Origin of the sequence: Actinomadura coerulea (assembly GCF_014208105.1) — a bacterium.
Classification (GTDB): Bacteria; Actinomycetota; Actinomycetes; order Streptosporangiales; family Streptosporangiaceae; genus Spirillospora; species Spirillospora coerulea.
In genome coordinates this window covers 6,725,193-6,738,528 of the sequence record NZ_JACHMQ010000001.1, presented here as the reverse complement: position 1 = coordinate 6,738,528, position 13,336 = coordinate 6,725,193, and the positions used below count along the sequence as shown (strand labels likewise).

General features: G+C 73.7%; 12 protein-coding genes. 3 read left to right on the top strand and 9 right to left on the bottom strand.

All coding sequences use genetic code 11. The features are described 5' to 3' along the window. Nucleotides 1-9: 9 nt before the first annotated feature. The 4 genes from BKA00_RS31265 to BKA00_RS31250 form a co-directional block, all read right to left on the bottom strand. Nucleotides 10-1,740 (bottom strand): sodium/solute symporter, encoded by a 1,731-nt coding sequence (locus tag BKA00_RS31265; RefSeq protein WP_185031160.1) that lies wholly within the window; start codon nt 1,738-1,740, stop codon nt 10-12. After that, nucleotides 1,737-2,045: a DUF485 domain-containing protein gene (locus tag BKA00_RS31260; RefSeq protein WP_229810239.1), complete on the bottom strand. Its 309-nt coding sequence runs from the start codon at nt 2,043-2,045 to the stop codon at nt 1,737-1,739. Before BKA00_RS31260 ends, BKA00_RS31265 begins: the two co-directional genes overlap by 4 nt. An 86-nt stretch (nt 2,046-2,131) precedes the next feature. Next, nucleotides 2,132-2,881, bottom strand: coding sequence for a LytR/AlgR family response regulator transcription factor (locus BKA00_RS31255; RefSeq protein ID WP_185031159.1), 750 nt, complete (start codon nt 2,879-2,881; stop codon nt 2,132-2,134). A gap of 55 nt (nt 2,882-2,936) precedes the next feature. Beyond that, on the bottom strand, nt 2,937-4,127 hold the full coding sequence (locus tag BKA00_RS31250) for a histidine kinase (protein WP_185031157.1): 1,191 nt from the start codon (nt 4,125-4,127) through the stop codon (nt 2,937-2,939). Between the two features lie 392 nt (nt 4,128-4,519). Here BKA00_RS31250 and BKA00_RS31245 point away from each other — a divergent pair, with 392 nt between their 5' ends. Next, nucleotides 4,520-5,131, top strand: coding sequence for a 2'-5' RNA ligase family protein (locus BKA00_RS31245; RefSeq protein WP_230299057.1), 612 nt, complete (start codon nt 4,520-4,522; stop codon nt 5,129-5,131). A 34-nt stretch (nt 5,132-5,165) separates the two neighbouring features. Here BKA00_RS31245 and BKA00_RS31240 read toward each other — a convergent pair whose 3' ends face one another. Genes BKA00_RS31240 through BKA00_RS31220 form a run of 5 tightly spaced genes read right to left on the bottom strand, consistent with a single transcriptional unit; the run spans nt 5,166 to nt 10,791 of the window. Continuing rightward, a complete protein-coding gene (locus BKA00_RS31240; protein ID WP_185031153.1) occupies nt 5,166-6,248 on the bottom strand; it encodes an acyl-CoA dehydrogenase family protein in 1,083 nt (360 codons plus the stop codon). Then, the gene (locus BKA00_RS31235; protein WP_185031151.1) at nt 6,239-7,177 is read right to left on the bottom strand and encodes a VOC family protein; all 939 of its coding nucleotides are present in this window, start codon (nt 7,175-7,177) and stop codon (nt 6,239-6,241) included. Before BKA00_RS31235 ends, BKA00_RS31240 begins: the two co-directional genes overlap by 10 nt. A gap of 8 nt (nt 7,178-7,185) precedes the next feature. Continuing rightward, complete coding sequence (locus BKA00_RS31230) at nt 7,186-7,944, bottom strand: enoyl-CoA hydratase/isomerase family protein (protein WP_185031149.1); 759 nt, start codon at nt 7,942-7,944, stop codon at nt 7,186-7,188. A 25-nt stretch (nt 7,945-7,969) separates the two neighbouring features. Beyond that, a complete protein-coding gene (locus BKA00_RS31225; protein ID WP_185031147.1) occupies nt 7,970-9,202 on the bottom strand; it encodes an acyl-CoA dehydrogenase family protein in 1,233 nt (410 codons plus the stop codon). After that, nucleotides 9,199-10,791, bottom strand: a complete 1,593-nt coding sequence (locus BKA00_RS31220; protein WP_185031145.1) for an AMP-binding protein — start codon at nt 10,789-10,791, stop codon at nt 9,199-9,201. Before BKA00_RS31220 ends, BKA00_RS31225 begins: the two co-directional genes overlap by 4 nt. A 359-nt stretch (nt 10,792-11,150) precedes the next feature. Between BKA00_RS31220 and BKA00_RS31215 the strand changes: the two genes are divergently transcribed. Continuing rightward, nucleotides 11,151-11,786: an ABC transporter ATP-binding protein gene (locus BKA00_RS31215; RefSeq protein WP_185031143.1), complete on the top strand. Its 636-nt coding sequence runs from the start codon at nt 11,151-11,153 to the stop codon at nt 11,784-11,786. A gap of 110 nt (nt 11,787-11,896) precedes the next feature. Next, a complete protein-coding gene (locus BKA00_RS31210) occupies nt 11,897-13,318 on the top strand; it encodes a DUF6297 family protein (protein ID WP_338072180.1) in 1,422 nt (473 codons plus the stop codon). Nucleotides 13,319-13,336: the final 18 nt, after the last annotated feature.

Here is a 13,336-nt window from a genome sequence, read left to right as displayed (position 1 = left end):
GACGAACGGTCACACCCGCTTGGGCCGCCACGTGCCCCGGTCGACGTCGAGGGACTCCGGGGTGTGCAGCCGCACCATCATCCGCGCGACGCCGCGCGGGACCCGTCCGGGCGTGCACAGCGACACCAGGACCATGACGGTGAACGCGATCGGGACCGTCCAGGCGGCGGGCTGGGCGAGCAGCGCGCCGAGCAGCCCGGGCGGCGGTCCGGCGGCGATCGTCACCACCACCGCGGTGCCGGCGAGCGCGCCGCCGAGGACGAGCCCGGCGAGCGCGCCCGGCACGGTGAGCCGCCGCCACCAGACGCCGAGGACGAGCAGCGGGCAGAACGTGGACGCGGCGACGGCGAACGCCAGCCCGACGACGTCCGCAACGGCGAGGGACCGGGCCGCGATCGCCAGCCCCAGCGGGACGGCGAGCGCGAGCAGCGTCCCGGCGCGGAACGAGCGGACGCCGCCGCGCAGGATGTCCTGCGCCAGCACCCCGGCGACCGACACGGTGATGCCGGACGACGTCGAGAGGAACGCCGCCACCGCTCCGCCCGTCACCAGCGCGCCCAGCAGGTCGCCGCCGAGCCCGCCGACGAGCCGTCCGGGCAGGGTGAGGACGACGGCGTCGGCCCGCCCGGTCATCAGCAGCTCGGGCGTGTAGAGGCGTCCGAGCACCCCGTACAGGGCGGGCAGCAGGTAGAACGCGCCGAGGAGCGTCAGCACCACGACGGTGGTGCGGCGGGCGGTGCGCCCGTCCGGGTTGGTGTAGAAGCGGACGAGGACGTGCGGGAGCCCCATCGTCCCGAGGAACGTGGCGAGGATCAGCGAGTAGGTGGCGTAGAGGGAGTGGTCGCGCCCGTCCAGCGGCAGCGCCCACTCCCTTCCGGTGGTGGCGGGGCGCCCGCTGACGTGCGGGACGTCGGCGCCCGCCGGGAAGGTCACGGACGTGTCCTTGTCGAAGCGGTGCGTCCCGGGCCCCAGCGCGAGCGGGAAGCCGGAGTAGGCGCGGCCGTCCACCCGTCCGTCCACGGTCACCTGGACGGGCGCCGCGACCTCCACGGTGACCGCCATGCCGACCGCGACGGTCGTCCGGTCGCCGAACCGCGGCGGAACGTCCGACGACAGGCCGGGCGCGCCGTCGAACCGCCACGCCATCAGCAGGAACACCAGCGGCACGGCCAGCGCGGTCAGCTTCAGCCAGTACTGGAACGCCTGCACCATCGTGACGCTGCGCATGCCGCCGACCAGCACGTTCGCCGCCACGACGACCGCGATGAGCACCCCGCCCGTCCACACCGGCGCGCCCGTGACCGTGCGCAGCACCAGCCCGGCGCTCTGGAACTGCGGAAGCAGGTAGAGCCAGCTGATCAGCACGACGAGCACGCTCGCGACGCGGCGCACCGCCATGGACTCCAGGCGCGCCTCGGCGAAGTCCGGCAGCGTGTAGGCGCCGGAGCGGCGCAGCGGCGCCGACACCAGGACGAGCAGCACCAGGTACCCGCCCGTCCAGCCGACGGGCAGCCACAGCATGTCGGCGCCGTAGGCGAGGATCAGCCCGGCGATGCCGAGGAACGAGGCGGCCGACAGGTACTCCCCGCCGATCGCGGACGCGTTGCGCAGCGGCGTCACCGTCCGGGACGCGACGTAGAAGTCGGACGTGGTGCGCGAGATCCGCACCCCGAGCACGCCGACGAGCATGGTCGCGACGACGACCAGCAGCACGCCCGCCAGGCCGTACGCGGCGCTCACAGCCGGTCGGCCCGGTCGACGAGGTCGGCGAAGTCGTCCTCGTTGCGCTCGGCCTGCCGGACGTACCACCAGCCGCAGGCGACGAACCACGGGTAGATCAGCCCGCCGAGCAGCACCCACGGCAGCGGCAGCCCCAGCACCTCCTGCTCGCGCACCGCGGGGACGAGCGCGAACAGCAGCGGCAGGCCGAGCACCACCACGGCGAGGACCAGGCACAGCCGTGCCGCGAGCCGCCACTGGGCGCGCACCAGCGACCGCATGTACGCCTCGCCGAGCCCCGTCTGCTCGTCGATCTCCCGCGTCACCGGGTACCGGGGCCGCCGGACGGCCCGGGTCCGCGGCCCGGTGACCAGTGTCCGCCCGGGCGCGGCGTCCCGCGCGTCCGGGGCGCTCAGAACGACCGCCTCGCCCGGCGGACGAGCAGGTCGCGCAGCTCGCGCACGTGCCGCCGCGCGACGGGCAGCTCGGCGCCGCCCACGACCACGGTGCAGCGCCCCGAGTCGAGCCGCAGTTCCGTGATGGCCGCCAGCGCCACGAGATGGCTGCGGTGCACCCGGACGAACCCGGCGCCGCTCCACCGCTCGCTCAGCGCGGCGAGCGGGATCCGCACCAGATGGCTGCCGCCCGACGTGTGGAGCCGCGCGTAGTCGCCCTGCGCCTCCACGTACAGCACCTCCCCGGGCGTGACGAACCGCGTCACCCCGCCCAGCTCGACCGGCATGGCCTCCGGCTCGGACGGCTCCGGCGCGGCCTCGTCCTCCCCGGCGGCCTCGGTGACCCGCCGGATCGCCACGGCCAGCCGCTCCGGCCGCACCGGCTTGAGGATGTAGTCGGTCGCCTTGATCTCGAACGCGTCCACGGCGTGCTCCTCGTACGCCGTCACGTAGACGATCTGCGGGGCGCGGGCGAACTGGGCGAGGACGCGGCCGAGCACGGTGCCGTCCAGGCCGGGCATCCGGATGTCGAGGAAGACGGCGGCGACGGGACGCCCCTCGGCGAGGGCCCGGTCGAGCTTGCGGAGCGCGGCGGCCCCGTCCCGGGCGGTGTCGATCTCGCCGATGCGCGGGTCGGCGCGCAGCAGGTGGACGAGGTCGTCGAGCGCGGGCGCCTCGTCGTCCACCGCCAGGACACGCAGGGTCACCGCACCGTCCCTTCCCACGCCGTCCGCCACATTCCAGTCAAGGACCGACCGGGCGTCAAGAGGCCGTGACACCGGGCCGGTACTTCGGCACCCGCACCGTGACCTTCGTCCCGGCGCCCGGACCGGTCTCCACCGCGAGGCCGTACTCGTCCCCGTACACCTGCCGCAGCCGCGCGTCGACGTTGGCGAGCCCGATCCCCGCCGCGTCGTCGGCGGACGGCTCGGGCCGCTCCCCCGACAGCAGGCGGCGGACGTCCTCGGGATCCATGCCGACCCCGTCATCCTCCACGCTGATCACGCAGTCGGCCCCCGCGTCCTCCGCGATGATCGTGATCAGCCCGGGCTCGGACCGGTCCTGGAGCCCGTGCCGGACGGCGTTCTCCACGAGCGGCTGCAGGCAGAGGAACGGCACCGCCACCGGCAGCACCTCGGGCGCGATCCGCAACGTCACCCGCAGTTCCTCCCCGAACCGGGCCCGCTGGAGCAGCAGGTACCGGTCGATCGACCGCAGCTCCTCCGCCAGCGTCGTGAAGTCGCCGTGCCGCCGGAACGAGTAGCGCGTGAACCCGGCGAACTCCAGCAGCAGCTCCCGCGCCCGCTCCGGGTCGGACCGGACGAACGAGGCGATCGTCGTCAGCGAGTTGTAGACGAAGTGCGGCGAGATCTGCGCCCGCAGCGCCCGCATCTCCGCCTCCATCAGCAGCGTCCGCGAATGGTCCAGCTCCGCGAGTTCGAGCTGGGCGTCCACCCACTGCGCGACCTCCTCGGCGGCGCGGATCAGCCCCGCCGGAACGTCCTCCCCGTACGCGGCCAGCGTCCCGACCACCCGGTCATCGGTGGCGAGCGGCACCACCACGACCCTGCGGATCGGGCAGTCGAGCCGGTCGCACTCGACGTCGTGCACCTGGGTGCGCCCGTTCCCCCGCGTGGCCTCCGCGTGCCCGGGGCCGTCCACGGCGTGGTGGTCGTGCTCCCCGTCCCAGGCCAGCAGCCGCTCCCCGTCGGTGATGGCGAGCGCCTCGCACCCGAGCAGCGCCCGCAGATGCCGGGCCGCCTTCTGCGCCCCCTGCTCGGTCAGCCCGCCCCGGAACGCCGGCGCCGCCCGCGAAGCGGTGTGCAGGGTCTCGAACGTCGCCCGCCGCTCCGGCCCCCCGAGATCCCCCCGCCGCCGATGCCGCCGCCCCCACAACAACGCCGGCACCCAGGTGAGCACCAAAGCCGCGACAACGGCAACGACCACACTCATCCGGCCAAACTACGCCGAACCAGGGTCTTTCCCGCCTTCTCGTCCACTCCGCTCGCCTGACAAACTTTGTCGATGAATTTCGGGAGCTCGTAGAAGTGGGTCCTGGCCGCTCTGCGGCCGGGACTTTCTTTCGCCATGGCCGCTCAGCTCATGTGCGGGTGTGGAACCAGCGCAGCGTGTCGGGCAGGGGGCGGTGGAGGGTGGCGAAGTGGTCGGTGCCGCTGCCCGTGCCGTAGTCGACGGGTGTATCCAGCCACACCCGACGCCTGCGATGGTGAAGCGGCTCCCCCGGACGGGGAACCGGCGTCCCGCTCTCAACGACCGGGCAGTCGCCTGCCTGCGCGGCGCGTCCGGCATGCTGGCGCTGAGCGTTGGGAGGGGCTGTGGACTCGATGCCTGAGCGGATGACGGACCACTGGTGGTGGTTGCCGGGGATGCGGCCCGGGCGGCGGATGCTGCTGTGGCACATCCTGCTCGACGGGCAGCAGGAGGTGAGCGGTCTGGTCCGTCGCTACCAGGACATGCTCGCGGGGGTGGGCGGGCTGGACCTCGTCCCCGCCGAGTGGCTGCATATGACCACGCAGATCGTCGGGTTCGAGGACGAGATTCCACGCGAGCAGGTCGAGGCGCTTGTCGCGGGGGCCCGGCGCCGTCTGGGCGCGCTCGCGCCGATCGAGGTGGAGGTCGGGCGGCTCTGGGTTCACGGTGAAGGGGTGGCGCTCGGCATCCGTCCGGAGCGCGGGCTCGACCCGGTCCGGGAGGCGGTGCGCCAGGCCGCGGCCGAGACCGCCGGGGTGCACCCGCTCGACGGCGAGCCCGGCTGGACGCCGCATGTCTCCGTCGCCTACAGCAACGCCGACGGGCCCGCCGCGCCCATCGCCGATGCCCTTGACCGGCGTCCCGATCCGGTTCCGTTCCGTGTCGGCGCCGCGCACCTGGTCGCCCAGGTGAGGGACGGCCACCTGTACCGGTGGGAGCACCTCGCCGAGGTCCCCTTGGGCTGACGCCCGGCCGGGGTCCGGCCGGGGCGCCGGCGCGTCAGGCCAGGTCGAGGGACGTGGCCAGTTCGTCTAGGTGGAAGTGGGCGTCGCCGAAGGCTAGAGATGTGGCCAGTGCGTGTTCGGAGAACAGGTGCAGGTCGTGTTCCTGGGTGAAGCCGATGGCGCCGTGCACCTGGTGGCCTAGGGCGCATACGCGTTCGTATGCCTCGCTCACCCAGGCCTTGGCCATCGTCACCTGTTGTGCGGCTTCTCGGTCCACCGACAAGAGCCAGATGGCCTCATAGGCGGTGAAGCGGGAGCCCAGGACGTCTATGGCCATGTTCGCGCAGTGGTGCTGGACGGCCTGGAACGAGCCGACCGGGTGGCCGAACTGCTCGCGTTCCGTGGCGTACTGGACCGTCATGTCGAGGACGCGTTGGGCCGCGCCCACCATTTCCGCGCAGGTGGCGGCAGCGCCGAAGAGCGAGATCGCGGCGGCGGCGTCGGGGCCCAGGGCGGCTTCGCCCGGGACCCAGAGGGCGTCCAGCTCGGCGTGGCAGGGGCGGTCGTGGCCGATCGTTCCCAGCGGTTTCAGGGCGACGTCCGCGGCGTCCACCCAGAAGGCGTGCGGCTCGCCGTCCAGGCGCGCCACCAGCAGGATGTGCTCGGCGGACGCGGCGAACGGGACGAACGTCGCCGTGCCGTCCAGGACGTAGCCGGAGTCGGAGCGCGACGCGACCGGGCCTTCGCCTGGGCGGTCCCAGGGGAGCGGTGCGGCGGTCACGATCTGGCCGTCCGAGATGGCGTTCAGCCAGCGCTCCTTCTGCGCGGACGTCCCGAACCGCGCGACGGGCATGCCGCAGCAGGCGACCGAGGCCAGCAGCGGGCTCGGGACCTGCGCGTACCCCAGTTGCTCGAACAGCAGGCAGACGTCCAGGAAGTCGCCGCCGACGCCGCCGTGCTCCTCGGGGAAGGCCAGGCCCGTCCAGCCGAGCTCGACCATCTCCTTCCACAGCGGCGCGGAGAAGCCGGCGGGGTCGCCGCCGAGGGCCCGCGCGCCCGCCGCCGGGGCCTTGGACTCCAGGAGTTCGCGGGCCGTGGCGGCGATCAGCTCCTGGTCCTCGGTGAGGCTCAGGTCCATGGCGGCGGCACCTTGTCCGAGCGGACCCACACGCCCGGCCGCTCCTCCCAGAACAGCTGGACGAGGATGCCGCCGGTGTGCTTCGGGTGGACGAACGTGTGCTTCCAGGCGGCGCCGTCGGTGACACCCTCCTCGTCGTCGAAGGTGGGGACGTCGTGGTGCTCGCAGGCCGCCAGGGCCGCGTCCCAGTCGGCGACCTCGAAGGTGACGTGGTGGGCGCCCGGGCCGCCGCGCTCCAGGAAGCGGTCGATGAACGAGTCCTCGCCGCGCGGCATGATCACTTCCCAGCAGATCGTCGAGCCGGGGATGTTCAGGACGAGGTCGGCCATGTCGGGGTGCTCCTCGTCCGCCGTCCGCCAGACCTGCACGAACCCGGCGAGGTCGCGGTACCAGCGGGCGAGGACGTCGCGGTCGTGGAACGCCTGGCAGATGTGGTCGAGCGCCACGACGCCGAGCGACGGGCCGTCCGGCTCGGACGGCTCGGCGGCCGAGGCGGCGCCGTCGCCGCACATGTCCAGGGTGCCCGGCCCGCGGAGCCGCCACAGCACGCCGGTGCCGTGCTCGGGCGGGCTCAGCGACGCCTCCAGCCAGCGTCCCCACGCCCAGTCGGTCGGCTTGATGCCGCGCACCTCGAGTTCCGCGCGGACGGCCTCCAGGTCGGGGACCTCCGCGCCTACGTGGTGCAGGCCGGGACGGCCCTTGTGCTCGTCCAGCCAGGTTCGCAGGGACGAGTTGTCACCGGCCGGCGCGACGACCTCCCAGGCCTGTCCGCGGCTCCCCGGGATCTCCAGGCGGGCGCCGCGCACGCCCTCGGCCGGGTTGTCCCAGCTCCGGACGCGCCGGAACCCGAACAGCCCCTCCAGCAGGGCGACCTGCCGGTCGAGGTCGGGGGTCACCTGCGCGACGTGATCGATGCGGTAGATCTGCACGGGTCCTCCTAGCTCGGGTGGGGCTCGATCCAGTCGTAGCCGTAGGTGACGAGTTCCTTGACGAGCCGCAGGTTGTAGCGGTTCATCGCCGCGATCCGCTCGGCCAGCTCGCCGATCCGCCTGTCGAACTCCGCGGCCGGGTAGACGTCGTTGACCAGGCCGAGCCGCAGCGCCCGTTCGGCGCCGATGCGGGCGCCGGTGAACAGCAGCTCCTTCGCGCGGGCCTTGCCGATCCGCTCCGGCAGCCGCTTCACGCCGCCCCAGCCGGGCGCCGACCCGCCGAACTCGGGCTGGTCGGGGTCGCCGTCCTCGGTCATCTTCGGGCGGTACGGGGGGCGCGCCGACAGGGTGATCTCGACGAGGCCCATCTTGGCGTCGTCGGAGGCGATGATGAAGTCGGCCGCGAGCGCCAGCTCCAGGCCGCCGCCGACCGCGTAGCCGTGCACCGCGGCGATCACCGGGACGGACAGCCGCTCCATCATCGCGAACGTCTTCTCGCCGAGCCGGCCCTGCTCGATCCGCTCGCGCGGGGTCAGCTTCTCCGACCAGGACAGGTCCATGCCGGCGCAGAACGCGCGCTCGCCCGCGCCGCGCAGCACCACGACGCAGACGTCCTCGTCGTCGTCCACGCGCGTGAAGATGTCGCGCAGCTCCGTCATCGTGGTGGGCGTCAGCGCGTTCAGCTTGTCCGGCCGGTTCAGCGTCAGCCAGGCGACCCGCTCCTCGATCCGCAGGTCGATCGTCTCGTAGGCGTTCTCGTCGAGCATGGGCGTGCGCTCCTCCCGTGTGTGGTCAGCCGCGGGGCAGGTTCAGGCCCCGGGTGGCGATGACGTTGCGCTGGATCTCGGTGGTGCCGCCGAGGAAGGTGGAGGCGACCGCGTCCCGGCGCATGTGGGTGTACAGCGCGTCGAGCGGCGCCCCCTCGCGCTCCCACAGCGCGGCGGACCGCCCGAACGCCAGCGCGCCCGTCCGCGCGAGCCGCTGGTGCAGCTCGGCCCCGAACAGCTGGTTGACGGACGCCTCGAAGCCGGGCTCGTCGCCCGCCGCCTGCCGCGACACGGTGTAGCGGGCCAGGTTGTACAGGACGGCGATCTCGGTCCGCCGGCGCGCGATCTCCTGCCGGAGGGCGGGGCCGCGCCGGGCGTGCCGCTCCCCCTCCGGGGACCGCAGGCAGCCCACCAGATCGGCGAGGGCGTGCTGGTACTTGATGGTGGCGCCGATCCCGGCCCGCTCGAAGCCGAGCGCGGACATCGCCACGTACCAGCCGCGGTTCTCCTCGCCGACCCGGTTCGCCACCGGCACCCGGACGCCCTCGAAGAAGATCTCGCAGAACGGCGCCGCCCCGCGGATGTCGGTGATGGGACGGATCGTGACCCCGGGCGCGTCCGCCTCGACCAGCAGGAACGTGATGCCGCGGTGGGGACGGTCGGCGGACGGGTCGGTGCGGACGAGCACGAACAGCCAGTCGGCGTACTGGCCGAGGGACGTCCACACCTTCTGGCCGTCCACGACGTACTCGTCCCCGTCGCGGACGGCGCGGGTGCGCAGCGAGGCCAGGTCGGAGCCGGACCCCGGCTCGGAGAAGCCCTGCGCCCACGTCGCCTCGCCCGACGCGATCGGCGGCAGGTGGACGGCCTTCTGCTCGTCGGTGCCGTGGACCAGCAGGGTCGGGCCGAGCAGGAACGCGCCGATGCCGTTCACGGTCGGCACCCGGGCCCGCATCATCTCCTCGTGCAGGACGAACTCCTCCAGCGCCGGCAGCCCTGCGCCGCCGTACTCCCGCGGCCAGTGCGGCGCGATCCAGCCGCGCTCGGCCAGCGCCGCCGCCCACGCCCGCGCGCCCTCGCGGCGCCCGGGGTCGTCCGCGACCCGGTCGACCGGCCAGTTGTAGCCGGCGACGTCCTCGGGTTCGAGGCTCTGCTCCTCGGCCCGCGCCGGACGGTACGACGCGGGGAACCGCTCCCTGACGAAGGCCCGGACCTCCTCGCGGAAGGCGGCCTGCTCCGGTGTGTCGTCCCAGTTCACGGGTTGCTCGCCTCCCGGTCCCAGGTGGTCGGGGTGATCCCGCCGTCGCCCTGCGCGCGCAGCTTGTACTTGGCGACCTTGTCCGTCGGGGTGCGCGGCAGCGCGTCGATGAACTCGACGTAGCGCGGCACCATCGAGCGCGGCAGCCGCTCCTCGCAGTAGGCCACCAGTTCCTCCGGGTCGAGCCCGGTGTCCGGTTGCACCACGACCGAAACCTTGATGTCCTCGTCCTCCAGTTCCGAGGGCACGCCGATCGCGGCGCACTCCAGCACGGCCGGATGCCGGTTGATCTCGGTCTCCAGGTCGAAGGCCGAGATGTTCTCCCCCCGCCTGCGGATGGCGTCCTTCATCCGGTCGAGGAAGTAGAAATACCCGTCGTCGTCGCGCCACACCCGGTCGCCCGTGTGGAACCACATGTTGCGGAAGCAGCGGGTCGTGGCCTCCCAATCGCCGTAGTAGCCGGTGGTGAGGACGAACGGCTGCTTCGGCCGCAGGACCAGCTCGCCCGGCTCCCCCGGCCCGACCTCGCGGTCGCACTCGTCCACGACGGCCACCTGGAACCGCTCCTCGTGCGCCTGCCCGCACGAGCCGAGCCGCCACTCCCCGTACGGGCTGCCGGTCGCGATGCCCGCCTCGGTGCTGGTGTAGGTCTCCACGGACCGGACGCCGAACCGCTCCCGCAGCGGCTCGTCCAGGCTGGACTTGCCCATGTAGAACGTCTCCAGCCGGTGGTCGCGGTCGCGGGACGTCGGCGGGCGGTTCAGCAGGATCGGGATCATCGAGAACACGCTCATGCACACCTGCGCGTCGAAGCGGCGCACGTCGTCCCAGAACCTCGACGCGCTGAACCGCTCGACGATCGCGATGGAGCCGCCGCCGAGCAGCGCCGAGAGCATGCCGTCCCAGAGGGCGGCGGCGTGGAACAGCGGCAGCGGGCAGTAGACGGTCTTGCCCCAGCGGTCCAGGAAGTCCAGCGAGTCGTAGGCGCAGGTCAGCGCGAGCGCGTGCGGGACCATCGCGCCCTTGGACGGCCCGGTCGTGCCGGACGTGTACATGATCGCCTGCATGTCGCCGAAGCCGACCTTCACCTGCACCGGCCCGGAGCCGCCGGCCGGGAGGGCGGACATCTCCCGCGCGGGCTTGCCGAGCCGGTCGAGCAGCACCCCGGCCTCCGCCGCGTTCCGCACGACGACCCGCTCCAGCCTGGGCAGGCGGCCGGCGATCTCGACGAGCCGCTCGGCGTAGGGGCCGTCGACGATCAGCCAGCCGGAGTCGGAGCTGTCCAGGACGTGCCGCAGCAGCTCGCCCCGGTAGGCGATGTTGATCGGCACGGCGACCGCGCCCAGCCGCGCCAGCGCGAAGATGACGTGGACGAAGTCGGCGCAGTTGGGGAGCATCACGCCGACGTGGTCGCCGCGCGCGACGCCGGCGGCGGAGAACGCGCGGGCCAGCCGGTCGGCGGCGGCGTCGACCTCCCCGTAGCTGATCTCCCCGTCGCGGAATCTGAGGAACGTCTGTCTTCGGTGAACCTGCGCCTGTGACCGGAGGACGTCCCCGAGGACGAAGCTCTCCAGCGTCTCCTTGCGCATCCGGACCTCCGCTGTCGCTGCGTGGCGTGGGGCGGCTCGATGGCTGGCGGCTCAGTGGCTGGCGGCTCAGTAGCTGGCGGCTCGGTGGCTGGGCGGGTCGGTGGGCGGCTCGACGGCGGACGGGCGGGCGGCGGCGCGGAAACGGGCGGCGGCGTTCCGCAATCAGACATTGCCTTAAATAGAGGAACACGAAACGCTAAACACGGCAATACTGACCTAAAGGCCACAAAGACGTTCATGCGGTTAGTTACTGGGACGTCTGATCGTCCATGTGACGCGGGCCACACCGTCCCGCTCGCCGGGTTTCGGACACAAGCCCCCACAGGCGAGGTACCCCGCTGGGACGTTACGGTCGGACGATGGCTGAGGTGATCATCGAGGCCCGCGGTGTGGCGGTGGAACTGGGCGGCGCTCCGATTCTGGCCGGCGTGGACCTGACGGCCGGGGTGGGCGAGGTCGTCGCGATCGTCGGCGCGAACGGGGTGGGGAAGACAACGTTGCTGCGTTGCCTGGCGGGGTTGCAGGCGGCGGACGGGCGGGTCGGGGTGTTGGGTCGCCCGCCGGTCGACGAGCCGGGGTTCTGGCGCGACGTCGCCCTGGTCGGCGACGAGCCTGCGTGGTATCCGGGGCTGAGCGTCCGTGAGCACCTGGAACTGATGCGGACGGTGTACGACTCGGGCGGCTCGCCCCGGCCGCGGATGGACGCCGGAGCGGCACTGGAGCTGTTCGATCTGACCGCCCGGGCCGACCTGGCGCCGCTGTCGCTGTCGACCGGGCAGCGGCAGCGGTTGTCGCTGGCGATGGCGCTGCTGCGCCCGAGCCGCGTGCTCCTGCTGGACGAGCCCGAACGCGGTCTGGACACCTCTTTCCGGGGTCGGCTGGCCGGGATCCTCGCCGGGTACGCGGACGAGGAGAGCACGGTGGTGATGGTGACCCACGACCTGCGCCTGGCCGAGGCCGCCGGCGCCCGGCTGGTCACCCTGGCGGCGGCATGACCGGCGTCGCGAGTATGGCGGAGGTCCAGGCGTACATGCAGGGGCGGGGGCGCCGCCGGCGTACGTGGTCGGATCGCTACGCGGGCCTTCTCGGACTGGCTCTGGCGGTGGTGATCGCTGCTCCTGCGGTGGGCACCGCGCTGGCGGCCGTTCCGCCCGAGGTGGACCCCTCGCGGGTGTGCGCGGGCGTGGCCCTGCTCGCGCTGCTGTCGGCGGGGGCGCTCTCGGCGGTCAGAGCGATCGGACCCGTGGCGCTGCCCGCGGCGGACGCGGCGTGGCTGGTGCTGTCGCCGCTGCCGCGCCGTGCCGTGCTGGGCCGTACGGCGCTGATCCTGGCGGGGGTGTCGGTCGTGGCCGGCGCGGTGGTGGGGGTGGGCCTGCTGACCGTTCTCGGCGCGGGGGACCAGGCCGTCCCGCGCCTGCTCGCCGCGCTGGCGCTGGGCGTCGCGACGATGGCGGGCGGGATGTCGGCGGCCGTGCTGGCCCAGGCGTCCGAGCGGTGGGACGCGTGGCTGACCGGCGGGATCACCGTCATCGTGATCTCGGCGGGCATCGCGGCCGTCATGAGTTTCGGTCCGGGCCTCCACCTGGCGGCGTCCGTCGCGGCGGCGCCGCCCTCGGCCGTACCGGCGGCGGTGGCCGCGGTGACGGCGGCCGCAGGGCTTGCCGTCCGCGCGTGGACGGCGCTCGGCCGCATCCCGGCCCGTGTCGTACTGGACGCCTCCACCCGTGCCGGTCACGCGGCCGCGGCGGCGATCATGATGGACCCCGGTGCTCTGACCTCGATCGTCGAGGCCGCCCACTGGCGTGGCCGTTCCCTGCGTTCGCGTCCCTGGCCGAGCGGCCTGGCCGGGGGCCGCGTACCCGCGCACGTGCGGGAGCCGCTGGCCGTCGCCTGGCAGGAGTGGCGGTGCCTGGCTCGCCGCCCTGTCCGCGTCGCCCTTCTGGCGTCCTCCTCGCTTCTTCCGGCGCTGGCCGCCCGCGCCACGACGGACGCGGCGGGCGACGGGGTTCCCGCTGTCGCCGCCGTCGTGCTGGGCGTGGGGGCGCTGGCGGCCGCGGCCACGGTGACGACCGGAGCCCGCCGCGACGGGGAGGACCCGGCGCTGGCGCGGCTGCTGGGCGTGCGTCCGCGAGCGCTGCTCGCCGCGCGGGCGGCGCCGCCGGCGCTGCTGGGCGGCGGATGGCTGGTGGCGGCGCTGACGGTGCTGGGCGCGACCGGGGCGGTGCCCGCCGGGCCGTGGTGTCTGCTGGGCGCCGCGTGCGCGCCTGCGCTGGCGGCCGGCACGCTGCGGATGGCGCGGCGGCGGCCCGTCGATCACGGGCTGCCCGTACTGGACACACCGGTCGGCGGGGTGCCGACAGGGCCCATCCTGTGGGTGCTGACCGGGGTGGACGTCGCGGCGCTCGGCTGCGCGCCCGCGTTGACGGCGCTCACCGGCGGGATTTCCGCGGGGCTCCTGGCGGCACAGGCGGCGTCGGGCGCCGCGGTGCTGGCCGCGTACCTCGTCCTGCGAGGACGCCGCTACTGAATCGTCCCTGCCCGCGAA